20 protein-coding genes, 2 tRNA genes and 1 pseudogene are annotated in these 22,134 nt (G+C 70.3%); 12 read left to right on the forward strand and 11 right to left on the reverse strand.

What is annotated here, in order from left to right; translation table 11 throughout:
* Positions 1-70: 70 nt before the first annotated feature.
* The 4 genes from mnmA (at position 71) to putP (ending at position 6,170) form a co-directional block, all read left to right on the forward strand.
* Positions 71-1,174: a tRNA 2-thiouridine(34) synthase MnmA gene (gene mnmA / locus ACOKGD_RS06545; RefSeq protein WP_342334972.1), complete on the forward strand. Its 1,104-nt coding sequence runs from the start codon at positions 71-73 to the stop codon at positions 1,172-1,174.
* A 39-nt stretch (positions 1,175-1,213) separates the two neighbouring features.
* The gene (gene ligA / locus ACOKGD_RS06550; RefSeq protein WP_342334970.1) at positions 1,214-3,535 is read left to right on the forward strand and encodes an NAD-dependent DNA ligase LigA; all 2,322 of its coding nucleotides are present in this window, start codon (positions 1,214-1,216) and stop codon (positions 3,533-3,535) included.
* Between the two features lie 9 nt (positions 3,536-3,544).
* Positions 3,545-4,531 carry an aldo/keto reductase gene (locus ACOKGD_RS06555; RefSeq protein ID WP_342334968.1) on the forward strand — a complete coding sequence of 329 codons (987 nt, stop codon included), beginning with the start codon at positions 3,545-3,547 and terminating at the stop codon, positions 4,529-4,531.
* Between the two features lie 142 nt (positions 4,532-4,673).
* The gene (putP, locus tag ACOKGD_RS06560; RefSeq protein ID WP_342334967.1) at positions 4,674-6,170 is read left to right on the forward strand and encodes a sodium/proline symporter PutP; all 1,497 of its coding nucleotides are present in this window, start codon (positions 4,674-4,676) and stop codon (positions 6,168-6,170) included.
* Between the two features lie 63 nt (positions 6,171-6,233).
* On the opposite strand, the gene ACOKGD_RS06565 is transcribed toward putP, so the two are convergent.
* Together ACOKGD_RS06565 and ACOKGD_RS06570 are read right to left on the reverse strand one after the other, a co-directional pair.
* Complete coding sequence (locus ACOKGD_RS06565) at positions 6,234-8,117, reverse strand: DEAD/DEAH box helicase (protein ID WP_342334966.1); 1,884 nt, start codon at positions 8,115-8,117, stop codon at positions 6,234-6,236.
* A 59-nt stretch (positions 8,118-8,176) separates the two neighbouring features.
* On the reverse strand, positions 8,177-9,880 hold the full coding sequence (locus tag ACOKGD_RS06570) for a long-chain-fatty-acid--CoA ligase (protein ID WP_342334964.1): 1,704 nt from the start codon (positions 9,878-9,880) through the stop codon (positions 8,177-8,179).
* A gap of 50 nt (positions 9,881-9,930) precedes the next feature.
* On the opposite strand from ACOKGD_RS06570, the gene gatC reads away from it, so the two are divergent.
* The 7 genes from gatC to ACOKGD_RS06605 are packed head-to-tail and all read left to right on the forward strand — an operon-like array spanning position 9,931 to position 16,665.
* Positions 9,931-10,230, forward strand: a complete 300-nt coding sequence (gene gatC, locus ACOKGD_RS06575; protein WP_342334962.1) for an Asp-tRNA(Asn)/Glu-tRNA(Gln) amidotransferase subunit GatC — start codon at positions 9,931-9,933, stop codon at positions 10,228-10,230.
* Positions 10,227-11,741 carry an Asp-tRNA(Asn)/Glu-tRNA(Gln) amidotransferase subunit GatA gene (gene gatA, locus ACOKGD_RS06580; protein WP_342334960.1) on the forward strand — a complete coding sequence of 505 codons (1,515 nt, stop codon included), beginning with the start codon at positions 10,227-10,229 and terminating at the stop codon, positions 11,739-11,741. The genes gatC and gatA overlap by 4 nt, the downstream gene beginning before the upstream one ends.
* Positions 11,741-13,258: an Asp-tRNA(Asn)/Glu-tRNA(Gln) amidotransferase subunit GatB gene (gatB, locus tag ACOKGD_RS06585; protein WP_342334959.1), complete on the forward strand. Its 1,518-nt coding sequence runs from the start codon at positions 11,741-11,743 to the stop codon at positions 13,256-13,258. The genes gatA and gatB overlap by 1 nt, the downstream gene beginning before the upstream one ends.
* Positions 13,258-14,424, forward strand: a complete 1,167-nt coding sequence (locus ACOKGD_RS06590) for a glycoside hydrolase family 3 N-terminal domain-containing protein (RefSeq protein ID WP_342334957.1) — start codon at positions 13,258-13,260, stop codon at positions 14,422-14,424. Before gatB ends, ACOKGD_RS06590 begins: the two co-directional genes overlap by 1 nt.
* A 42-nt stretch (positions 14,425-14,466) precedes the next feature.
* Positions 14,467-15,726 (forward strand): DNA polymerase IV, encoded by a 1,260-nt coding sequence (dinB, locus tag ACOKGD_RS06595; RefSeq protein WP_342334956.1) that lies wholly within the window; start codon positions 14,467-14,469, stop codon positions 15,724-15,726.
* A gap of 44 nt (positions 15,727-15,770) precedes the next feature.
* Positions 15,771-16,091, forward strand: a complete 321-nt coding sequence (locus ACOKGD_RS06600; protein ID WP_342334955.1) for a hypothetical protein — start codon at positions 15,771-15,773, stop codon at positions 16,089-16,091.
* Positions 16,075-16,665, forward strand: a complete 591-nt coding sequence (locus ACOKGD_RS06605) for a hypothetical protein (RefSeq protein ID WP_342334953.1) — start codon at positions 16,075-16,077, stop codon at positions 16,663-16,665. Before ACOKGD_RS06600 ends, ACOKGD_RS06605 begins: the two co-directional genes overlap by 17 nt.
* On the opposite strand, the gene ACOKGD_RS06610 is transcribed toward ACOKGD_RS06605, so the two are convergent.
* From ACOKGD_RS06610 to orn, 5 genes are all read right to left on the reverse strand, one after another.
* Positions 16,662-17,135 (reverse strand): DUF2017 family protein, encoded by a 474-nt coding sequence (locus ACOKGD_RS06610; RefSeq protein ID WP_342334952.1) that lies wholly within the window; start codon positions 17,133-17,135, stop codon positions 16,662-16,664. The genes ACOKGD_RS06605 and ACOKGD_RS06610 overlap by 4 nt on opposite strands.
* Positions 17,132-17,431 (reverse strand): ATP-dependent Clp protease adapter ClpS, encoded by a 300-nt coding sequence (gene clpS, locus ACOKGD_RS06615; RefSeq protein ID WP_342334951.1) that lies wholly within the window; start codon positions 17,429-17,431, stop codon positions 17,132-17,134. The genes ACOKGD_RS06610 and clpS overlap by 4 nt, the downstream gene beginning before the upstream one ends.
* Entirely contained in the window at positions 17,428-17,778 is a 351-nt protein-coding gene (locus ACOKGD_RS06620) for a metallopeptidase family protein (protein WP_342334950.1), read from the reverse strand. The genes clpS and ACOKGD_RS06620 overlap by 4 nt, the downstream gene beginning before the upstream one ends.
* Positions 17,779-17,798: 20 nt before the next feature.
* Positions 17,799-17,874: transfer RNA gene (locus ACOKGD_RS06625), tRNA-His, on the reverse strand.
* A 39-nt stretch (positions 17,875-17,913) separates the two neighbouring features.
* Positions 17,914-18,540, reverse strand: a complete 627-nt coding sequence (gene orn / locus ACOKGD_RS06630) for an oligoribonuclease (RefSeq protein ID WP_342334949.1) — start codon at positions 18,538-18,540, stop codon at positions 17,914-17,916.
* Between the two features lie 75 nt (positions 18,541-18,615).
* Here orn and ACOKGD_RS06635 point away from each other — a divergent pair.
* Positions 18,616-18,687, forward strand: a tRNA-Arg gene (locus ACOKGD_RS06635).
* Between the two features lie 559 nt (positions 18,688-19,246).
* Here the strand turns inward: ACOKGD_RS06635 and ACOKGD_RS06640 are convergent.
* From ACOKGD_RS06640 to ACOKGD_RS06655, 4 genes and pseudogenes are all read right to left on the reverse strand, one after another.
* A pseudogene (locus tag ACOKGD_RS06640) lies at positions 19,247-20,383 on the reverse strand (recombinase family protein); the annotation flags it as partial.
* 38 nt (positions 20,384-20,421) lie between these two features.
* On the reverse strand, positions 20,422-20,811 hold the full coding sequence (locus ACOKGD_RS06645; protein ID WP_342334948.1) for a sulfate permease: 390 nt from the start codon (positions 20,809-20,811) through the stop codon (positions 20,422-20,424).
* Between the two features lie 232 nt (positions 20,812-21,043).
* A complete protein-coding gene (locus ACOKGD_RS06650; RefSeq protein WP_342334946.1) occupies positions 21,044-21,643 on the reverse strand; it encodes a hypothetical protein in 600 nt (199 codons plus the stop codon).
* A gap of 12 nt (positions 21,644-21,655) precedes the next feature.
* A complete protein-coding gene (locus ACOKGD_RS06655; RefSeq protein WP_342334945.1) occupies positions 21,656-22,114 on the reverse strand; it encodes a single-stranded DNA-binding protein in 459 nt (152 codons plus the stop codon).
* Positions 22,115-22,134 lie beyond the last annotated feature (20 nt).

The following is a 22,134-nucleotide window of genomic DNA, read 5'->3' on the forward strand; positions in this document are numbered from 1 at the left end:
CGCGGCAGGTCGCGGCGTGCTCCCAGGGCCGCGCGGCCTCACGTCGGGCGCGTCGACCTAAAATGGACGGATGCGGATCCTGGCGGCGATGAGCGGCGGAGTGGACTCCGCGGTCGCCGCGGCCCGCGCGGTGGACGCGGGGCACGACGTCGTCGGCGTGCACCTCGCGCTGTCGCGCGCGGGTGGCACGCTGCGCACGGGCAGCCGCGGCTGCTGCACCATCGAGGACGCCATGGACGCCCGGCGCGTGGCCGACCGGCTGGGCATCCCGTTCTACGTCTGGGACTTCTCGGAGCGCTTCCGCGACGATGTGATCGACGACTTCGTGGCCGAGTATCAGGCGGGCCGCACGCCCAATCCTTGCATGCGCTGCAACGAGAAGATCAAGTTCGCGGCGCTCCTGGAGCGCGCGATCGAGCTCGGGTTCGATGCCGTCTGCACGGGCCACTACGCGATCCTGCGCGACGGCGAGGGCGGCCTCGAGCTGCACCGGTCGAGCGAGGAGGCGAAGGATCAGTCGTACGTGCTGGGTGTCCTCACCGCCGAGCAGCTCGCGCACACCTACTTCCCGCTCGGCGAGACGCCGTCCAAGGCGCTGGTCCGCGCGGAGGCCGAGGCGCGCGGCCTGACGGTCGCGTCCAAGCCCGACAGCTACGACATCTGCTTCATCCCCGACGGCGACACCCGCGGGTGGCTCGCCGACAAGGTCGGGGCGGCGCAGGGCGAGATCGTGGATCGCTCGGGTGCGGTCGTCGGCGCACACGACGGCGCGCACGCGTTCACCGTCGGGCAGCGCAAGGGCCTGCGCCTGGGCGTGCCCGCGCCGGATGGGAAGCCGCGCTTCGTGCTCGAGGTGCGCCCGGTGACGAACACGGTCGTCGTCGGTCCCAAGGAGGCGCTGGCGGTCGGCGAGCTCGCCGGGGCGCGGTTCTCGTGGGCCGGCGCCGCACCCGCCGACCCTGCCACGGCCTTCCGCTGCGATGTCCAGGTGCGCGCCCACGCCGACCCGGTGCCCGCGTGGGCGATCGTGCGCGACGGCGAGTTCGTGGTGACGCCCGACGAGCCGCTGCACGGGGTGGCACCCGGCCAGACGGCCGTGGTCTACGACGGGACGCGTGTGCTGGGGCAGTGCACCATCGATCGCACCGTCTCGGCCGTTCCCGCCCCGGTCTGACACGCTCGGATTGTCGGCGGCCCTTCCTAGACTGGGGGCGTGGCTGACGACGCTCGTGACCTCCCTGACCTGACCCTCGACGAGGCGCGCGCCGAGGCGCAGCAGCTGACCGAGCGGGTCCTCGAGGCGAAGGACGCGTACTACGGTCGCGACACCTCGCTCGTCGACGATGCGACGTACGACGGCTGGATGCACCGGCTCGAGGCGATCGAGCGCTCGCACCCCGAGCTGGCCGGCCAGGATTCGCCCACGCGGATGGTGGGCGCCGCCGAGGGGACGGGCCTGGCGACGATCGAGCACGCCGAGCGCATGCTCTCGCTCGACAACGTCTTCTCGATCGACGAGCTGCGCGAGTGGGCCGCCAAGACGCAGGACGCCGCGGGGCGCCGCGTCGACTGGCTCACCGAGGTGAAGATCGACGGGCTTGCCATCAACCTCCGGTACGAGAAGGGCGTGCTCACCTCCGCCGCCACCCGCGGAGACGGGCGCGTGGGCGAGATCGTGACCGAGAACGCACTGCGCCTGGCCGACATCCCCGAGCGGCTCTCCGGCACGGGGCACCCCGAGATCGTCGAGGTGCGCGGCGAGGTGTTCATCCCCGTCGCCGCGTTCGAGAAGCTCAACGCCCTGCAGGCCGAGCTGCGCGAGCGCGTCCTCGCCGACTCGCGCGCCCGCGGCGTCGACGAGGAGAAGGCGCAGCGCTCGGCGGCGCGCCGCTTCCCGGCGTTCGCCAACCCCCGCAACGCGGCCAGCGGCGGCCTGCGCCAGCAGCTCGACAAGAAGTCCGGCCTCGAGCTCGAGGCCGGCCTCGCGCGCGTGAACTCGCTGCGCCTCTACGTGCACGGCCTCGGCGCGTGGCCGAACCCGCCCGTCGGCGCCCAGAGCGAGGTCTACGCGCTGTTCGCCGAGTGGGGCCTGCCGATCAGCCCTCATCCGAGGGTCTGCGGCTCGATCGACGAGGTGATCGAGTTCGTCGAGCACTTCGGCGCCCACCGCCACTCGATCGAGCACGAGCTCGACGGCATCGTGGTGAAGGTCGACGAGCTCGCGCTCCACGACGAGCTCGGTGTCACGAGCCGCGCACCGCGGTGGGCCATCGCGTACAAGTACCCGCCGGAAGAGGTGCACACGCGCCTGCTCGACATCGTGGTCTCGGTGGGCCGCACGGGCCGCGCCACGCCGTACGCGATCATGGAGCCCGCGCTCGTGGCCGGATCGGTCGTGCGTCAGGCGACGCTGCACAACCAGGACGTGGTCAAGGCGAAGGGCGTGCTGATCGGCGACACGATCGTGCTGCGCAAGGCCGGAGATGTCATCCCCGAGGTGCTCGGCCCGGTGGTCGACAAGCGAGACGGCACCGAGCGCGCCTTCGTGATGCCCGCGGACTGCCCCGAGTGCGGCACCCCGCTTCGCCCGATGAAGGAGGGCGACATCGACCTCCGCTGCCCGAACGCGAAGGACTGCCCCGCCCAGGTGCGCGGCCGCGTCGAGCACATCGGATCCCGCGGCGCGCTCGATGTCGAGGCCCTCGGCGAGGTCACGGCCGCCGCGCTCACGCAGCCGGATCTCCCGGCCGAGCCGCCCCTGCACACCGAGGCCGGGCTCTTCGACCTCACCCTCGAGCAGATCGTGCCGATCGAGGTGGTGGCGCGCGACGCCGAGACCGGCGAGCGCCGGGTCGACGAGAAGACGGGCGAGTTCGTGCGCCGCGCGCCGTTCCGTCGCAACGCCTCGGCGGCCGAGAAGAAGCAGGGGCTCAACGGCTCCCAGCCCTCCGCCCAGGCCATCAAGCTGCTCGAAGAGCTCGAGAAGGCGAAGACGAAGGAGCTCTGGCGCCTGCTCGTCTCCCTGAACGTGCGGCATGTCGGTCCCGTCGCGGCGCGTGCGCTGGCGGCCTACTTCGGGTCGCTCGACGCGATCCGCGCCGCGGGCCGGGACGAGCTCGCCGCGGTCGAGGGCGTCGGCGGCATCATCGCCGACTCGCTGCTCGACTGGTTCGCCGTCGACTGGCACCTGGAGATCATCGACCGCTGGACGGCCGCCGGCGTGCGGTTCTCCACGCCCGGGCACCCCGGGCCGGGTGCCGCTGTCACCGCGGGGGGTGTGCTCGAGGGGCTCACCGTGGTCGCGACGGGGGCGCTCGAGGGCTACAGCCGCGAGGGCGCACAGGAGGCGATCCTGCAGGCCGGCGGCAAGGCCGCCTCGAGCGTCAGCAAGAAGACCGACTTCGTCGCGGCGGGCCCGGGGGCGGGGTCGAAGCTGGCGAAGGCCGAGGCGCTCGGTGTCCGCATCATCGACGCCGCGCAGTTCCACCTGCTGGTCACCGAGGGCCCGGCCGCCCTGCCGCCGGTCGCCGAATAGGCTCGACGCATGGAACAGCGCACTCTCGGACGCACCGGACGCGACGTCTCGGTCATCGGCCTCGGCACCTGGCAGCTCGGCGGAAGCTGGGGCGATGTCGACCCCGCGAAGTCGCTGGAGGTGCTCGACGCGGCCTACGAAGCCGGCGTGACCTTCTTCGACACCGCCGACGTCTACGGCGACGGGCTCAGCGAGCAGACGATCGCCCAGTGGCGCCGGGCCAATCCCGACGCCGACGTGTTCGTGGCCACCAAGATGATCCGTCGCGTCGGGCCCGAGCTCGAGCACGCGACGCTCGAGAACTTCCGCGCCTGGACCGATCGCTCGCGCAAGAACCTCGCCGTCGACACTCTCGACCTCGTGCAGCTGCACTGCCCGGCCGGCGAGGTGTACGACAGCGACCGGGTGTTCGACGACCTCGACACGCTCGTCGCGGAAGGGGCGATCAAGAACTACGCGGTGAGCGTCGAGACCGCCGATGAGGCCCTGCGCGCCATCGCCCGGCCGGGGGTGGCGAGCGTGCAGATCATCCTGAACGCCTTCCGTCGCAAGCCGCTCGACGAGGTCCTGCAGGCCGCCGCCGACGCCGGGGTCGGGATCATCGCACGTGTGCCCCTGGCCAGCGGTCTGCTGAGCGGGCGCTACACCCGCGAGACCACCTTCGCCGAGAACGACCACCGCAACTTCAACCGGGACGGCTCGGCGTTCGACGTGGGCGAGACCTTCTCGGGCGTCGACTACGAGACCGGGGTCGACGCGGCGCAGCGGTTCGCCGAGCTCGCGCGCGGCATCGGACTCGAGCCCGCCACCGCGGCCCTCGCCTGGATCGTCCAGCTGCCGGGCGTCTCGACCGTGATCCCGGGCGCGCGCACGCCCGAGCAGGCGCGCGCGAACGCCGCCGCCGGCTCGGTCGCCCCGCTGCCGCAGGAGTTCCTCGACGCCGTTCGCGACCTCTACGACGAGCGCATCCGGGCCCAGGTGCACGGCCGCTGGTGATCGCCGACGACCGCCACGTCGTGTCGCGAAACCGAGACGACACGGCCTGGCGGTCGCGGCCCGGGCCGCGTATCGGCCATCCTTCGTAGGAAGAACACTCGAGCGCGTCACCGACGACGCGCAGGAGACCGGAGGCGCTCGCATGACCGCACAGACCTGGCTCATCATCGCGCTGGTGATCTACTTCGCCGCGATGCTCGCGATCGGCGTCTACGCCGCGACGAAGACCAAGGACCACGAGGACTACATGCTGGGCGGCAGGAACCTGCCGCCGGCGGTGGCGGCACTGAGCGCGGGCGCCTCGGACATGTCCGGCTGGCTCGTTATGGGGCTGCCGGGCGCGATCTACGCCGCGGGCCTCGTCGAGGCCTGGATCGCCATCGGCCTGACGATCGGCGCCTATCTGAACTGGAAGTTCGTCGCCCCGCGCCTGCGCGCGTACACCGAGGTCTCCCGCAACTCGATCACGATCCCGAGCTTCTTCGAGAACCGCCTGCGCGACCGATCACGCCTGCTCCGCATCGTCTCGGCCGTGATCATCCTGGTGTTCTTCACGCTGTACATCTCGAGCGGCATGGTCGCCGGCGGCGTGTTCTTCGAGGCGACCTTCGGCGGCTCGTACCTCGCCGGCATGCTGATCGTCGGCGGGGTCACGCTCGCCTACACGCTGTTCGGGGGTTTCCTCGGCGCGTCGCTCACCGACATGGTGCAGGGCCTGATGATCCTCGCGGCGGCGCTGATCGTCCCCGTGCTCGCCATCGTCGCGCTCGGCGGCTTCGGCGCCGTGGGCGACGCGGTCTCCGCCGAGCATCTCTCCCTGCTCGGCGGCGAGGACCTCACCGGCGTCACCGTGATCGCGATCGTCTCGTCGCTGGCCTGGGGCCTCGGCTACTTCGGGCAGCCGCACATCATCGTGCGCTTCATGGCGCTGCGCTCGGCGGCCGAGGCGCGCACGGCCCGGTGGATCGGCATGGGATGGATGATCCTGTCGCTGCTGGGAGTGGTGATCGCGGGCTTCGTGGGCATCGCGTACTTCCGCGGCGATGAGCTCGACAACCCCGAGACGGTGCTGCTCGAGATGGCGCAGGCGCTGATGCATCCGTTCGTCGCGGGCCTGGTGCTCTCGGCCGTGCTCGCCGCGATCATGTCGACCATCTCGAGCCAGCTCGTGGTGACCTCCTCGGCGCTGGTCGAGGACATCGCCAAGGTGGTGCTCAAGCGCGAGCCCAGCCAGAAGCGGCTGGTGCTCTTCGGTCGGCTGTGCGTCCTCGTCGTGGCGGTCGTGGCGATCCTGCTGGCGCTCGACCCCGAGAGCTCGATCCTCGAGCTGGTGGGCTTCGCGTGGGCGGGCTTCGGGGCCGCGTTCGGGCCGATCATCCTGCTGATGCTCTTCTGGCGCCGCCTCAGCGCGACTGGCGCCCTGGCGGGCATGATCGTGGGTGCCGTGACGGTGTTCGTGTGGCCGCTGCTCGGCACCGGGCTGTACGAGATCGTGCCCGGCTTCGCGCTCAACCTGCTCGTCGCCTGGGCCGTGAGTTCGGCGACCTATCGCCGCGATGACGAGATCGCGGACGAGTTCTCCCGCACCGAGGCGATCGTGGTGCCGGGCTCTGCGGCCCGCGCCTCCTCCGCCTCCTAGGCGCAGACAGTGAAGCGCCCGCCGGATCGGATCCGGCGGGCGTTTCACTGTGCGTCCGAGACGTCAGTCGTTGCGGTGGCGCGGCTTGCGATCGGGGCGGTCGCCGCCGCGGTCGTCGCGCGCCGGGCGGTCGCCGTAGGAGCGACGCTCGCCCCCGTACGAACGGCCGCCGTCGCGGTCGCCACCGTACGAGCGACGGTCGCCGCCGTCGCGGTCGCCGTACGAGCGACGCGCGGGGGCGCCGCGGTCGGCGCGGATCTGGATGAGCTGACCGGAGATCCGGGTGTCGCGCAGCTTCTCGAGCACGCTGGCGTCGAGGTTGGCCGGCAGCTCCACGATCGAGAAGTCCGGGCGGATGTTGATCGCACCGAAGTCGTCGCGGCGCAGGCCGCCCTCGTTCGCGAGCGCGCCGACGATCTGGCGGGGCTCGACGCGGTGACGGCGTCCCACCTCGATGCGGTACGCCTGGAAGTCGCCGCGGCTGCGGCGGGGGGCGCGCTCGTCCGAGCCGCCTTCGCGACGCTCGCGGGGGGCGCTGCGGTCGCGCTGGGGGCGGTTGTCCGCCGCGACCGCGGCGGCCAGGGCGTCCTGCTCGGTGTCGATCAGCAGCGGCTTGTCGCCCTGCGAGACGATCGCGAGCGCGGCGGCGACGTCGGCCTCGGGCACGTCGTGGTTGCGCACGTAGTGGGCGATGACGTCGCGGAAGGTGTCGAGCAGCGCCGTGTCCTCCAGCGCCGCCGTGATCGCGTCGTCGAAGCGGGCGAGGCGCGTCGTGTTGACGTCCTCGGCCGTCGGCAGCTGCATCTGCGCGGGCTGCTGGCGCGTCGCGCGCTCGATGTGCGCGAGCAGGTAGCGCTCGCGCGGGGTGATGAAGCTGATCGCGTCGCCCGTGCGGCCCGCACGACCCGTGCGGCCGATGCGGTGCACGTACGACTCGGTGTCGGTCGGGATGTCGAAGTTGACGACGTGGCTGACGCGGGGAACGTCGATGCCGCGGGCGGCGACGTCGGTGGCGACCAGGATGTCGAGCTTCGACTCCTTGAGCTGGTTGACGGTGCGCTCGCGGAGGTTCTGGGGGATGTCGCCGTTGATCGCGGCGGCCGAGTAGCCGCGGGCGCGCAGCTTCTCGGCGAGCGTCTCGGTCTCGTTCTTGGTGCGGACGAAGACGATCATCGCGTCGAAGTTCTCGACCTCGAGGATGCGCGTGAGCGCATCGACCTTCTGCTGGTACGAGACCACGAGGTAGCGCTGCGTGATGTTCGGGCTGGTCGAGGTCTTCGACTTGACCGAGATCTCCTGCGGGTCGCGCAGGTACTGCTGCGCGATGCGGCGGATCTGCGGCGGCATGGTCGCCGAGAACAGGGCGACCTGCTTGTCCTCGGGCGTCTGCGACAGGATCTGCTCGACGTCCTCGGCGAAGCCCATCTTGAGCATCTCGTCGGCCTCGTCGAGCACGAGGTACTCGAGCTGCGACAGGTCGAGCGTGCCCTTGGCGAGGTGGTCCATCACGCGACCGGGGGTGCCGACGACGATGTGCACGCCGCGACGGAGGGCCGACAGCTGCACGCCGTAGCCCTGGCCGCCGTAGACCGGGAGGAGGTGCACGCCGGGCATCTGCGCCGCGTAGGACTCGAAGGCCTCGGCCACCTGCAGGGCCAGCTCGCGGGTCGGCGCCAGCACCAGCGCCTGGGGCACTGCGCGCGCCACGTCCAGGCGCTCGAGGATCGGCAGCGCGAAGGCGGCGGTCTTGCCCGTTCCGGTCTGCGCCATGCCGACGACGTCGCGGCCGCTCAGCAGGGTCGGGATCGTCGCCTGCTGGATCGGCGACGGCGTCTCGTAGCCGAGGGCGCGGATCGCGGCGAGCACGGATCCGGTGATTCCGAGCTCCTCGAATCCGGGGGTGGAGGGGGCGTCGGTCTCGATCGGGGCATCCTGCTCGTCAGTCACCTGTCAACGCTACCGCTCGCGCATGTGCAAATGCCTGGGCACCGCTGCGCGCGGGTGTGTCAGGGGGCGTTCGAGGTGAGGGCCTCGATCCGCTCCTTCACCTGCCGGCGCAGCACCTTGCCGATCATGGAGGTCGGCAGCTCGTCGACGACGAACACCCGGCGCGGCACCTTGTACGGGGTGAGGATCCCTCGCGCGTAGGCGCGCAGCGCCTCGACGTCGAGCTCGCGGCCGGGCTCCACGACCACCGCGGCGACGACCTCCTCGCCGCTGTGCTCACTCGGCAGGCCGACGACCGCCGCGTCGACCACGTCGGGGTGCTGGCGCAGCACGTTCTCGACCTCGGTCGGGGCGACGTTGAAGCCGCCCGTGATGATGAGCTCCTTGATCCGGTCGACGATGCGCACGAAGCCGGCCTCGTCAATCGTGACGATGTCGCCCGTGCGGAACCAGCCGTCGACGAACACCGCCTCGGACTCCTCCGGCTTGCCGTAGTAGCCGCCGAAGACCTGGGGTCCGCGCACCAGCAGCTCGCCGCGCCCGCCGGGCTCGACGTCGCGGGTCGGGTCGTCGGGATCGACCACCCGGCACTCGGTGCCGGGGATCGGCAGGCCGACGCTGCCGGCGACCCGATGGTTGGCGACGGGGTTGGCCATCAGCACGGGAGAGCACTCGCTGAGCCCGTACCCCTCGACGAGGAAGCCGCCGGATTCGGCCTCGAACGGCTCGACGAGCTCGGGCGACAGCGCCATGGCCCCCGAGATCGCGATCTCGGTGCCCGCGAGCGAGACGCCCCGCTCCTTCGCGCGCCGGAGCAGGCGATCGGCGATCGGCGGCACAAGCGGGAGGAACGTGGCGGGGTGCTTCTTGATCACATCGAGCACCATGTCCGGGTCGAACTTGGGGAACAGCACAAGCCGTGCCCCCATGGACATCGCGAAGGTGAGGCACAGCGTCAGGCCGTACGCGTGGAACATCGGCAGCACGGCGTACACGTTCGTGCCGAGGCCGCGGCGGATCGTCGGCACCCAGGCGCGCGCCTGCGCCGCGTTGGCGAGCAGGTTGCGGTGCGTGAGGGCGGCTCCCTTGGGGGTGCCCGTCGTGCCGGAGGTGTACTGGATGATCGCCAGGTCCTCCGTCTTCGGGCCGGGGTGCGACGCGGGCAGGGGCTCGCTGGCGAGCAGCTCCTCCCAGGGCGTTGTGCCGCGCACCTTCTCTGTCAGCTGGCTGCGCGACTCGCGCGCCTTCGCGATCGGCAGACGCAGCAGCGCCCGCATCTGCAGCGGCATGGCGCGGGTGACATCGACCGAGACGAGGGTCTTCACGGCGAGGTCTGCGGGGAAGTCCTGCACCTGCCTGACGACCTTGGTCCACACGATCGCGTGCTTGGCACCGTGATCCTCGAACTGCTTGCGCAGCTCGCGTGGCGTGTAGAGCGGGTTGTGCTCGACGGCCACGGCGCCCAGGCGCAGGATCGCGTAGAACGCGATGATGTGCTGCGGGCAGTTCGGCAGGATGATCGCCACCGGGTCGCCCTTGCGCACGCCCCGCGCGTGGAGCCCCGCGGCGACGCGCTCGATGGCCGCGTTTAGCTCGGCATAGCTCGTGGTCCGGCCGAAGAACTGCAGAGCCGGCGCGTGAGCGAACTCGCGTCCCGACGCGGCGACGAGATCCGGCAGCGATCCGGTGATCTCGTCGAGGTCTTCGGGCACGCCCGCGGCGTAGCTGGCGATCCAGGGGCGCGGCGGCTCATACGTGGTCACGGCTCCAGGCTAGGCCGAGTGCCCCGGGCGCCACCACGTAGACTCGAGGGGTGTCTGAAATCACCCCTGATCTCGTGCGCCATCTCGGTGTGCTCGCCCGGATCCAGCTGAGCGACGAGGAGGTGACCCGCATGACCAGCGAGCTCGACGCGATCGTCGACACCATCGCCAAGGTCGCGCAGGTCGCCACCCCCGATGTCCCGGCGACGAGCCACCCGATCCCCATGCAGAACGTCTTCCGCCCGGATGAGGTGACGGAGACGCTGACGACGGCGCAGGCCCTGCAGAACGCGCCCGACGCCGACGGATCGCGCTTCCGCGTGACCGCGATCCTGGGAGAAGAGCAGTGACCGACATCACCCGCCTCAGCGCGGCGGACCTCGCCGACAAGCTCGCCTCGCGCGAGATCTCGAGCGTCGAGGCCACACGGGCCCACCTCGACCGGATCGCCGCCGTCGACGGCGACGTGAACGCGTTCCTGCACGTCTCGGACCGTGCGCTGGACGTCGCCGCCGACATCGACCGTCGCCGCGCGGCGGGCGAGGATCTCGGCCCCGTCGCCGGCGTGCCCCTCGCCATCAAGGACGTGCTCGTCACGACCGACATGCCGTCGACCTCGGGATCGAAGATCCTCGAGGGCTACATGTCGCCCTACGACGCCACCGTCGTGGCCCGTTCGCGCGCCGCGGGCCTCGTGCCGCTCGGCAAGACGAACATGGACGAGTTCGCCATGGGATCGTCGACCGAGCACTCCGCCTACGGCCCCACCCGCAACCCGTGGGATCTCGACCGCATCCCCGGCGGATCCGGTGGCGGCTCGGCCGCCGCGGTGGCCGCGTTCGAGGCGCCGCTGGCACTCGGCTCCGACACCGGCGGATCCATCCGCCAGCCCGCCCACGTCACCGGCACGGTCGGCGTGAAGCCGACGTACGGCGGCGTCAGCCGCTACGGCGCGATCGCGCTCGCCTCCAGCCTCGACCAGGTCGGCCCCGTGACCCGCACGGTCCTCGACTCGGGCCTGCTCCACGACGTCATCGGCGGCCACGACATCCACGACGCCACGTCGATCCCCGAGGCCTGGCCGTCGTTCGCCCAGGCCGCCCGCGAGGGCGCGCGCGGCGACGTGCTCAAGGGTCTGAAGGTCGGTGTTGTGACCGAGCTGCCGGACGCCGACTTTCAGCCGGGCGTCGCGGCGTCGTTCCACGAGTCCCTCGCGAAGATGGAGGCGCAGGGTGCCGAGATCGTCGAGATCAGCGCGCCGCATTTCGAGTACGCGGTCGCCGCGTACTACCTGATCCTCCCCGCGGAGGCGTCGAGCAACCTCGCCAAGTTCGACTCGGTGCGCTTCGGCATGCGCCTGGACGTGCCGGGTGGCACGGTCGAGGACGTGATGTCGGCCACGCGCGACGCGGGCTTCGGGCCCGAGGTCAAGCGCCGCATCATCCTCGGCACCTACGCCCTCTCGGCGGGCTACTACGACGCCTACTACGGCAGCGCGCAGAAGGTCCGCACGCTCATCCAGCGCGACTTCGACGCCGCGTTCGCCCAGGTCGACGTCATCGCGACGCCGACCGCGCCGACCACGGCGTTCAAGATCGGCGAGAAGATCGACGACCCGCTGTCGATGTACCTCAACGACCTGACGACCATCCCGGCGAACCTCGCCGGCGTCCCCGGCATCTCGCTGCCGACGGGGCTCGCGGCGGAGGACGGGCTGCCGGTCGGCATCCAGTTCCTCGCGCCCGCCCGCGAGGACGCCCGGCTGTACCGGGTGGGAGCCGCGCTCGAGGCGCTGCTCGTCGACGAATGGGGCGGTCTGCTGCTGGACCGGGCTCCCGAGCTCAAGGGAGGGGCGCGCTGATGGCTGCCGCCAAGCTGATGGACTTCGACAAGGCGCTCGAGCTGTTCGAGCCCGTCATCGGTCTCGAGGTCCACGTCGAGCTCAACACCAGGACGAAGATGTTCTCGTCGGCGGCCAACCCCGCCCACCCGGACAACCACGACGCCGAGCCGAACACGCTCATCGCCCCCGTCGACATGGGCCTGCCCGGCTCGATGCCGACGGTGAACGCGGAGGCGATCCGCTCGTCGATCAGCCTGGGCCTCGCGCTCGGCTGCTCGATCGCGCCGTCGAGCCGCTTCGCCCGGAAGAACTACTTCTACCCGGACCTCGGCAAGAACTACCAGATCAGCCAGTACGACGAGCCGATCGCCTTCGAGGGGTCGGTGGAGGTCGAGCTCTCGGACGGCGAGATCATCACGATCCCGATCGAGCGCGCGCACATGGAGGAGGACGCCGGCAAGCTCACGCACGTCGGCGGCGCCACCGGTCGCATCCAGGGCGCCGAGTACTCGCTTGTCGACTACAACCGCGCGGGCGTTCCGCTCGTCGAGATCGTGACGAAGCCGATCTTCGGCACCGAGGGCCGCGCGCCCGAGGTCGCCAAGGCCTACCTCGCCACGATCCGCGACATCGCGATCGCCCTGGGCATCTCCGAGGCGCGGATGGAGCGCGGCAACCTGCGCTGCGACGCCAACGTGTCGCTCCGACCGCGCGGTGCCGAGAAGCTCGGCACCCGCACCGAGACGAAGAACGTCAACTCGATGCGCTCGGTCGAGCGCGCGGTGCGCTACGAGATCCAGCGTCAGGCGGCGATCCTCGCCGACGGCGGCTCGATCACGCAGGAGACGCGCCACTGGCACGAGGACACCGGCGAGACCTCGCCCGGGCGCCCGAAGTCGGACGCCGACGACTACCGCTACTTCCCGGAGCCCGACCTGCTGCCGGTGGAGCCGAGCATCGAGCTCATCGAGGAGCTGCGCGCGGCGCTTCCCGAGCCGCCGGCCGCGCGTCGCCGCCGCCTGAAGGCCGACTGGGGCTTCACGGACCTCGAGTTCCAGGACGTCGCCAACGGCGGGCTGCTGGCCGAGGTCGAGGCCACCATCGCCGCGGGGGCGACGCCCGCCGCCGCGCGCAAGTGGTGGACGGGCGAGATCACCCGCACGGCCAACGCCGAGGGGCGCGAGCCGTCCGCGCTCGTCACGCCCGAGAACGTCGCCGCCCTGCAGAAGCTGATCGACGCCGGCACGCTGACCGACAAGCTCGCGCGTCAGGTGCTCGAGGGCGTCATCGCCGGAGAGGGCACCCCGCAGGAGGTCGTCGACGCCCGCGGGCTCGCGGTCGTGTCCGACGACGGCGCCCTCATCGCCGCGATCGATGAGGCACTGGCCGCCCAGCCCGATGTCCTCGCGAAGATCCGCGACGGCAAGGTGCAGGCCGCCGGTGCCGTCATCGGCGCCGTGATGAAGGCGATGAAGGGCCAGGCGGACGCCGCTCGCGTCCGCGAGCTCGTGCTGGAGCGCGCCGGCCAGGCGTGATGTCTCTGTCAGGCCGAGGCCGGTCAGCGTGGCTCGCCGCCGCGCTGGCCGGCCTCGGCCTTCTCGTCGCCATCCCGTCGTCGGCCGCGCCGCGCCCGGCGGAGGCCACAGCTGCCGCTCCCGCGTCTCGCGACGAGATCGCGACCGTGCTGGCGCGCGCGATCGTCGACGACATGTCGGCGCAGGAGCGGGCCGCCACCGTGGTGATGGGCACGGTGGGAGGGACGGACCCGCTCCCGCTCGAGGCCTACCTCGCGGACAGCGGGCTCGGAGGGTTCATCCTGATGGGCTCGAACGTTCCGCCGAGCGAGGACGCCCTGCGTGCTCTGACGGACGCGATGGACGGCGACGACGGCACGCTGCCGCCGCTGCTGGCCACCGATCAGGAGGGCGGAACCGTCTCGCGTCTCGCCTGGGACACGGCTCCCGCCGGCGCTGCTCTCCAGGCGCAGCCCGTCGACGCCGCCCGTGCGGCGTTCGCGGCGAGGGGTTCGCTGCTCGAGCGGGCCGGCATCAGCGTCAACTTCGGCGTGATCGCCGACGTCGGCAGCGCCACCAGCGGATTCATCCGTCCTCGCGCCCTCGGGGCGGACGCCGCCGCGGCAGCCGATCGCGTCGCCGCCGCGGTCAAGGGTGAGAAGGGTCACGTCCTCTCGACGCTCAAGCACTTCCCGGGGCACGGGGCGGCACCGGGGGACTCGCATCACGCCATCCCGGAGACCGATCTGCCGCTCGATCGATGGCGCGTCGAGCACGCCCCGCCGTTCCAGGCAGGGATCGACGCCGGGGCCGAGCTGGTGATGACGGGGCACCTGCGCTTCACGGCGGTGGACGACGCCCCGGCCTCGCTCTCGCCGGAGTGGTACCGGATCCTCCGCGACGACCTCGGGTTCGACGGCGTCGCCATCACGGACGACCTCGGCATGCTGCTGTCGTCGGGGGAGGAGCGATACGCCGATCCGGTGCGCAATGCCGTGACTGCGATCTCGGTCGGAGCCGACATGGCGCTGATGGTGGCCGGCTCGAACGCCGGCACGGCGCCCGCGATGGCCGCGGCCATCGCCGAGGAGGTCGCCCCGGACCGCCTCGAGGAGGCCGCCACCCGCGTCGTGACGCTCCGCGTGCTGGCGTCGGGGGTGCTGGACGGTCCCGCCTTCGACCAGTGAGGGGCGCGGGCGGATGTCGGTGATCGCGGAGAGAATGGAACCATGGGACGGGCAGACGGGTCGGGGCGCATCGTGTCGCCCGCCGATGCCGATGACTCGGAGACCGGCATCCTGCACATCGACATGGACGCGTTCTACGTCTCGGTCGAGGAGCTCGACGATCCGTCGCTGAAGGGCAAGGCCGTGGTCATCGGCGCCCCCGACGGGCGATCCGTCGTCTCCAGTGCCTCCTACGAGGCGCGTCGCTACGGCGTGCGATCCGCGATGCCGATGGGGCAGGCTCTGCGGCTGTGCCCGCACGCGCTCGTTGTGCTCCCGCATTTCGAGCGGTACCAGGCCGTGTCGGCGCAGGTGATGGAGGTCTTCCGCAGCTTCACGCCGCTCGTCGAGCCCCTCTCGGTCGACGAGGCGTTCCTCGACGTGCGGGGCGCGCGTCGGCTGTGGGGCAGTCCGAGCCGGATCGCGCAGCTTATCCGCGAGAAGATCGCCGCCGAGATCGGGATCACGGCGAGCGTCGGCGTGGCCGCGACCAAGCACGTGGCGAAGATGGCATCGACCATGTCCAAGCCCAACGGCCTGCTTGTGGTGCCCGGCGCCGATACGCAGGCCTTCCTCGATCCGAAGCCGGTGCGCGCCATCTGGGGAGTGGGGCCCAAGGCCGCCGAGCTGCTCGAGTCGCGCGCGATCCGCACGATCCGCGACCTGCGCGAGACGCCGCCGGAGGTCTTGGAGCGGATCGTCGGGCCGGCGGGGGCAGCCCGGCTCGCGCAGCTCGCCCGGGGCGTCGACCCGCGCGAGGTGGAGACCACGCGGATCGAGAAGAGCATCGGCCACGAGGAGACCTTCGAGACCGATGTCGCCGACGTCGATCTGCTCCGGGCCGAGCTGCTGCGTCTGTCGGATCGGGTCGGGGTTCGTCTGCGCGGCGCCGGCGTCGAGGCCGCGGGGGTCGCGATCAAGGTGCGATTCTCGGATTTCTCCACGATCACCCGCTCGATGACCCTGCCCGAGCCCTCCTCGGTCGGGCAGCGGCTCGCCGACGCATCGCGAGAGCTGCTCGCGGCGGTCGATCTGCGCCTCCCGGTGCGGCTGATCGGGGTGCGCGCCGAACGTCTCCGCCCCGTGGGTTCGGGTGGCGTGGCGCTGTGGGATGACGACGCCCACTGGAAGAAGCTCGAGGGGACCCTCGACGCCACGTTCGCGCGGTTCGGCCGCGGGGCCGTCACGCGGGCGACGTTCCTCGGCCGCGAGAGTCGCGGCCACCTGCCGTCGCATCCGCGGCCGCCTGCCGACTGCGACTGATCCGCCCCTCGCCGCAGATGCGCCCCGGCGGGTAGCGTGGGCACATGTCCAACATCGCACTGGAACTCGGCAAGATCTCGGCCGGCCTCGGCGTGAAGAACGCCTATGGCGAGCAGCAGGACGTCGACGGGGTGCGCATCGTTCCCGTCGCGGCCACGTGGAGCGGCTTCGGCGGCGGAGCGGACGACGGCGGCAACGGCGGAGGTGGCGGCGGTGGCTTCTCGGCGCCGCTCGGCGCGTACGTCCGACGCGGCGACACCCTGACGTTCGAGCCCAACCTCGTCTCGCTGGTCGCCGTGGCGATCCCGTTCGTGTGGGTGGCGGGTCACGCTCTGTCGCGCATCATCCGTGCCCTCAAGAAGTAACACCGAGGGCTCGTTCGCGGCGGCGCACGACGCGGCCTTCGCGGTGATCGCCGACGCGGTCGCCCGGCTCGATGCGCCCGCGCCGGTCGTTGTGATCGACGGCCGCAGCGGCGGGGGCAAGACGTCGCTGGCGCGTCGGCTCGAGACCGAGTGGCCGCGGCCGGGGGAGGCCCCCCAGCTCGTGGCGCTGGATTCGTTCTATCCCGGGTGGGACGGCCTCGCCGAGGCGACTCATCTGACCCGCGAGTGGCTGCTGATCCCGCACGCCGCGGGGATCGACGGTCGCTGGCGGCGCTTCGACTGGGCGTCCCTCGCGTTCGCCGAGGAGCACGTCGTCGATGCGGGGCGCGCGCTGATCGTCGAGGGCGCAGGAGCCCTGAGCCCGGCGGCGCAGGGGCTGGCCGACCTCACCGTGTGGATCGATGCCCCGGCGGGGTCGCGACGCCAACGCGCGATCGAGCGCGACGGCGACACCTACGCGCCGCACTGGGACCGATGGGCCGCGCAGGAGGCGGCCCACATCGCCGAGCACGATCCGCGTGCGGTGGCCGACCTGGTGTTCGAGCTGCCCTAGAACGCGTCCGCCGCCTGGATCAGGCTCTCGAGCCGGTACCCGAGCCATTCGTACACGCCGTAGCGAGGATCCTCGGGGTCGTACCCGTCCTCCTCGGTGACGATGCCGAGCCGGCTCGCCACAACGAGCCGGAGAGCGGCCAGCGTGCGCAGCCATGCCTCGACGTGCTCGGGGTCGAGCGTGATCTCCACCGGCGCGAAGGCGTCGTCCGACGGATCCTGCGCGTCGCGGGGGAGGCCCTCGAGCACGGCACGCGCGTCGCTCGCGCGCCGGCGCAGCAGATCCGAGCGCGTCACCGCCCGGAACTCGCGGGAGGCCTCGGCGTCGTCGGGATACACGTCCGGGGTCAGGCGCTCGATCGCCGGATCCTCCATCGACGGTGCGCCGTCGACGAGCTCGGCGAACTGCCCGACCAGGTCGATCAGCTGTGCGACCTCGATGCGGGTGAGGTCGAGGACGACGCCGCTCATGCCGCCGGCGCCTTCCGCACGGTGGCCCAGAGGCCGTAGTCGTGCATGGCCTGCGCGTGCAGCTCCATCTGCTCGCGCGCCCCCTCGGCCACGATCGCGTGCCCGTCGTGGTGCACGGCGAGCATCAGCTGCGTGGCGCGGTCGAGGCTGTAGCCGAAGTACTGGCGGAAGACGCGGACGACGTAGCTCATCAGGTTGACCGGGTCGTTCCACACGACGGTCTGCCAGGGGATGTCCGCCGTGGCGCTCTCATCGAGACGCAGGTCGTGGTCGAGGTCGGGCGTTGCGAGGCTCATGCCCACCCCAGTTCGTGCAGGCGCTCGTCATCGATGCCGTAGAAGTGCGCGATCTCGTGCACCAGGGTCGTGTGGATCTCGTCGCGCAGCTCGTCCTCCGTCTCGCACTGGGCCAGATGCGGTTCGCGGTACACGATGATCCGGTCCGGCAGCTCGCCCATCCCGTAGCGGTCGCGCTCGGTGAGAGCCAGGCCGTCATAGAGGCCGAGCAGGTCGAGCGACCCGTCTTCGGGCCGATCCTCGATCACGAAGACGACGTTGTCGAGACCCTCGACCATGTCGTCCGGGAGGAGATCCAGCTCGTCGATCACGAGGCGTTCGAAGGCTTCGGCATCGAAGTCGATCATGTGATCATCCGATTGATTCTTGGGGTGGCTGACGGGGCTTGAACCCGCGACCCCCGCGACCACAACGCGGTGCTCTACCAACTGAGCTACAGCCACCATGTCTTCCCGATCCCTCGGGACAACTTGAATATTTAATCACACGGCGGTGGAGAAGAGCGAAACGACGGACGTCGCGTGTGTCCTCGCCTGATCGGACGTCGGGCCCGGCTCTCCGACGAACACGGCGCGACGGTAGTACTCGAGTTCGCGGATGGATTCGAGGATGTCGGCGAGGGCGCGGTGGCCGCCGTCCTTGGCCGGCGCGTGGATGTACGCGCGCGGGAACCACCGGCGCGAGAGCTCCTTGATGCTCGAGACATCGACGTTGCGGTAGTGCAGGTACGTGTCGACCTCGGGCATGTACTTCGCGAGGAACATGCGGTCGGTGCCGATCGTGTTTCCGGCGAGCGGTGCCTTGCGCTCCTGCGGCGCGAAGCGCTTGATGTACTCGAGCGAGAGCCGCTGCGCCTCCTCGAGCGAGACGCCGCCGTCGAGCTCGTCGAGCAGACCCGACTTGCGGTGCATCTCGGTGACGAAGTCGCCCATGTGATCCAACGCGGCCTGCGAGGGCTTGATGACGACCTGGAAACCCGGGTCGAGGATCTTCAGCTCGAAGTCGGTCACGACGATCGCGATCTCGACCAGCTCATCGACCGCGAGGTCGAGGCCCGTCATCTCGCAGTCGATCCAGACGAGCCGGTCGTTCTCGGAGGCGCCTACCATGCGGTCCAGCCTAACGAGTGGGCCGGACACCGGCTGACGACGGCCGGGACGGCGCGCGGTAACGTAGATCGCAGCGCCTCCTTAGCTCAGCGGAAGAGCAGCAAGCTTCTACCTTGTCGGTCGAGGGTTCGAATCCTTCAGGGGGCACCCAATCGGACGTACTAGAACCTGAGACGTCGAGAGATGTCTCAGGTGACGTGACCGATGCGAGGGGTTCGGCGAGGCGGATGGTCGCCTCGCCGTCCTCTCCGAGTTCGATGCCGCCGGTGAGTGCTTGGTTCGCCAGACGCTTGCCGTGGTCGTCGGTGCGCGCGTACATGGCGGCGCAATCGACCAGCAGGCGAAGCGCGGCGGTGAGGTGTCGCCGTGCGCCCTCGCTGCCCTCGTGCTCCTGGGCGAGACGACGGTCGATGTCGGCGAGACCTGTGCGGATGCGGTCTTGGTGTCGTTTGAGGGTGTTCAGGTCGATGGCGTCGGCGAAGTGGGCCGCGAGCAGCTTGTCGCTCTCGTCCTGGAGTCGCTGGCGGTTCTCGGTCAGCTCGGCCAGTTCTTGGGAGCGGGAGGCGAGACGTTCGTCGAACGCGGCCTCGACTTGCGCTGCCAGAGCGGTGTACTGCGCTTCCGTGATGGAGATGTCTTTGTAGCAGTCGGCGACCAGCTTCTCGATGACCCCGACGGGCACGGCCCGCCGGGTACAGTTCTTCCGCTTGGATGCGCGTCCAGAGCAGACGAAGTACGCGTACCGGATGCCCTGACTGTTGGCGGGGAAGTCGAGCTGCATCCGCGACCCGCAGGTGCCGCAGAACAGCGAGCCTTTGAGGTAGTGGTCGTGGGTGCGCCGCCGCTCGGAGGCGAGCTTCCGCGAGTCGAGGAGGCGCTGGACTCGTTCCCATACTTCGACGTCGATCAGCGGTTCGTGCGTGCCGGGGTGTTCTGCGCCTTTGTAGCGGACGATGCCGATGTAGTAAGGGTTGCGGAGCATCGTGAAGAAGCCCGATCGGGCTACGGGCTTCGGTGGCCTGCTCGGTGTTGGCAGGGTTCGCAGGCCACGAGCGGTGACGTCTTCGAGTAGCTCGACTACGGTGTGGTCGCCGGTGGCGTATCGCTCGAAGACCCAGCGGATCATGGGGCCGCGTTCGGGGTCAATCTCGACGGTGCGGTACTCGCGGCCGTGCTCGTCGCGTCTGCGGACATTGAGGTAGCCGATCGGTGCCCGCATCGGAGTGCCGCCGGTCGTGACCTTCTGCGTGAGGCCCTTCACGACCTCGGTCGCGAGGTTCTTGGAGTAGAACTCCGCGATGGACGACATGATGCCGTGCAGCAGCATCCCCGAGGGTGTTTCGTCGATGTTCTCTGTCGCGGAGACCAGTGTGACGCCTGCTTCGACCAGGCGGCGGTGGATCTCCACATCGTCCAGCCGGTTGCGGGCGAGGCGGTCGACCTTGTGCACGATGCAGTAGGTGACCTGATGCGTGGCGATGTACTCCAGCATCCGTTGCAGGTCAGGCCGGTCGGCGGAACGTGCGGACTCTCCGGCGTCGACGAACTCAGCAACGATCCGCGCGCCGAGGTCTGCGGCCTTGCGATTGTTCGCCTGACGTTGGGCGGGGATCGAGAACCCCTCGTCATGACCGCCCTTGGACGCCTGCTCCTTGGTCGAGACCCGCTGATAGGTCACTGCCGTCAGCATCGGTGCGGTGTCCGTCTCCGGCATGGGCATCGTCAGAGTCATGGTTCCCTCCTTGCGCGTCCGCTGATGTGCGGGCGGACGTCGCGTCTTCAGTGGTGTGGTGGTCACCGATACGACGCTGCTGCTCATCAAGCTCGTGAGCGTGAAGTTCATCCGCGATGTGCAGAACCAGCGCGATCAGTTGCTTGGTGTCAGGCTTGGAGCGCACCCGAGCTTCGGCCGCGATGCGTCGGCCCGTGCTCGTCACCCGGTAGTGCCTCATGGACGGCAGGTGAGCTACGACGCTCCTTGCGGCGGGCCTTGATGAGCCGGGCGCTGCTAATCGGGCCGTAGACGAGGAACTTGAGCGCGTTGTAGATGCACAGCAGCACGATCAGGTGCAACCAGCCGGGCGCACCGCCTGCGATGAGGGTGGTGCACCAGTAGGCGATGGCGAAGTAGGCGACCGAGAGCAGCATGGCGGGTGCGCCCCACTTGAGGCCGCGCCTTGTGCGGAGCGCGTCGAGCAGGATGTTGGTGGGCATCCAGATGCGCATGAACGCGCGGACGCGGATGCTGGTGTTCCAGATCAGTCGAAGCATGATCAAGTCCTCCCAAGCGGCGACGCCTTGATGGGATGGACTTGCCGGGGCTGTTCCCTGGCTCGTCATGCCGCCTCCACGGAGGGCGGCGGCCTAGCTGGTTTAAATCGCCTGTGGGTCGATTCTACCCGCTTCGCCCGTCCACCGGAAGATCAGCCGAAGAGTGACCCCGACGCATGCGAGCGGGGCCGACCCGTGCTGGTTCGGCCCCACCGAGAGTTTGCCGGAGGGCTCAGGTGATCTCGCCGGTCTTTGGGTCGAGGGTCGCGTAGAAGTTCTCCTCGATCTGGCGGCGGCGTTCGACGTCGGCCATGACGAACGCCACGAAGTCCTCGTCACGGTTGGTGATCGGAGTGTCTTCGATTGGTTCGGCCTCGTCCTCGCCAGGCCAGACGGTCTGGCGGGTGGGCCGGTCTCGGTCGAGGCGAGTGCCGCACGCGGCGACCCAATCACGCAGCCGCTGCCGGACATCGGCGAAGTCTCGGTGCCAGCCAATCGGTGCGCTGCCGTTCTGCTGCGGGTCGTACGCGGACAGCCAGTGCGTGTGGAGCGCGGAGAGTTCCCAGTGCAGCTCAGCGTGGCGATGCCACATGGGAGGAACCACCGACGGCGGTAGCCCGTAGGTCGTGCGGAGCCAGTTCACCCACTGGTTCAGCTCCAGCCATGCTTCCTCGGCGTCGTCGGCGGTCAGCAGGTTCCAGTTGATCGGGCCGGGCGGTTCTTCCAGCACCGGCGCGATATCGCGGCGCTGGGGCGTGGAGTCCGGGTCGAGATCAGGTTCGGGCCTGTCCTCGGGCTCGTCTCCCGCTGCGAGGGTCTGGTCGTTGTTCATGGCTTGCCCCGCTCAGCGGCCCAGCGCCGCTGGCTCGCGGGTCTGTGCGGGTCGCTCGGGCCGCTCGAACGCCTGACCGCGTTCCGTTCCGATCGCTTCGCGTGCGGCACTGTTGCGCGGCTCGCGGTCGATGATGAGACGGGTGGTCACGGGATTCGGAGTCAGCGTGTCGGCCCGGAACTCCTCTCGCTCCTCGCCGGTGACCGGGTCGGTGAACTTCTTGAACTGTCCGGTGGCGATGAAGTCATCGCCCTTCTTGAGCAGTTCCATCGAGGCCTCGGCACCCTTGTACCTCTGAGCGAGGTCGTGGAACGTCCTGCCCGTGTTGGTGAATGTGCCGTCGTCTTCGCGTCGCCAGTGATCGACGCCGACGCGCGCGTAGAACCTCGGTGTGCCGGTCTTCTCGCTGTACGTCAGTTTCGGGTCGCCAGCGATGTGGCCAACCATAATGACGCCATTCTTGATGCCCATCGCGCATCCTCCTGTCTTCA

Source organism: Microbacterium phosphatis (assembly GCF_049177115.1).
Classification (GTDB): domain Bacteria; phylum Actinomycetota; class Actinomycetes; order Actinomycetales; family Microbacteriaceae; genus Microbacterium; species Microbacterium phosphatis.

Coding starts and splice junctions, on each gene's coding strand:
- mnmA (WP_342334972.1), top strand. CDS start 71: ATGCGGATCCTGGCGGCGATGAGCGGCGGAGTGGACTCCGCGGTCGCC.
- ACOKGD_RS06620 (WP_342334950.1), bottom strand. CDS start 17,778: ATGATCGACTTCGATGCCGAAGCCTTCGAACGCCTCGTGATCGACGAG.
- ACOKGD_RS06590 (WP_342334957.1), top strand. CDS start 13,258: ATGTCTCTGTCAGGCCGAGGCCGGTCAGCGTGGCTCGCCGCCGCGCTG.
- ACOKGD_RS06655 (WP_342334945.1), bottom strand. CDS start 22,114: ATGGGCATCAAGAATGGCGTCATTATGGTTGGCCACATCGCTGGCGAC.
- ACOKGD_RS06645 (WP_342334948.1), bottom strand. CDS start 20,811: ATGCTTCGACTGATCTGGAACACCAGCATCCGCGTCCGCGCGTTCATG.
- dinB (WP_342334956.1), top strand. CDS start 14,467: ATGGGACGGGCAGACGGGTCGGGGCGCATCGTGTCGCCCGCCGATGCC.
- ACOKGD_RS06600 (WP_342334955.1), top strand. CDS start 15,771: ATGTCCAACATCGCACTGGAACTCGGCAAGATCTCGGCCGGCCTCGGC.
- ACOKGD_RS06555 (WP_342334968.1), top strand. CDS start 3,545: ATGGAACAGCGCACTCTCGGACGCACCGGACGCGACGTCTCGGTCATC.
- gatB (WP_342334959.1), top strand. CDS start 11,741: ATGGCTGCCGCCAAGCTGATGGACTTCGACAAGGCGCTCGAGCTGTTC.
- orn (WP_342334949.1), bottom strand. CDS start 18,540: ATGGTAGGCGCCTCCGAGAACGACCGGCTCGTCTGGATCGACTGCGAG.
- putP (WP_342334967.1), top strand. CDS start 4,674: ATGACCGCACAGACCTGGCTCATCATCGCGCTGGTGATCTACTTCGCC.
- ACOKGD_RS06610 (WP_342334952.1), bottom strand. CDS start 17,135: ATGAGCGGCGTCGTCCTCGACCTCACCCGCATCGAGGTCGCACAGCTG.
- ACOKGD_RS06650 (WP_342334946.1), bottom strand. CDS start 21,643: ATGAACAACGACCAGACCCTCGCAGCGGGAGACGAGCCCGAGGACAGG.
- clpS (WP_342334951.1), bottom strand. CDS start 17,431: ATGAGCCTCGCAACGCCCGACCTCGACCACGACCTGCGTCTCGATGAG.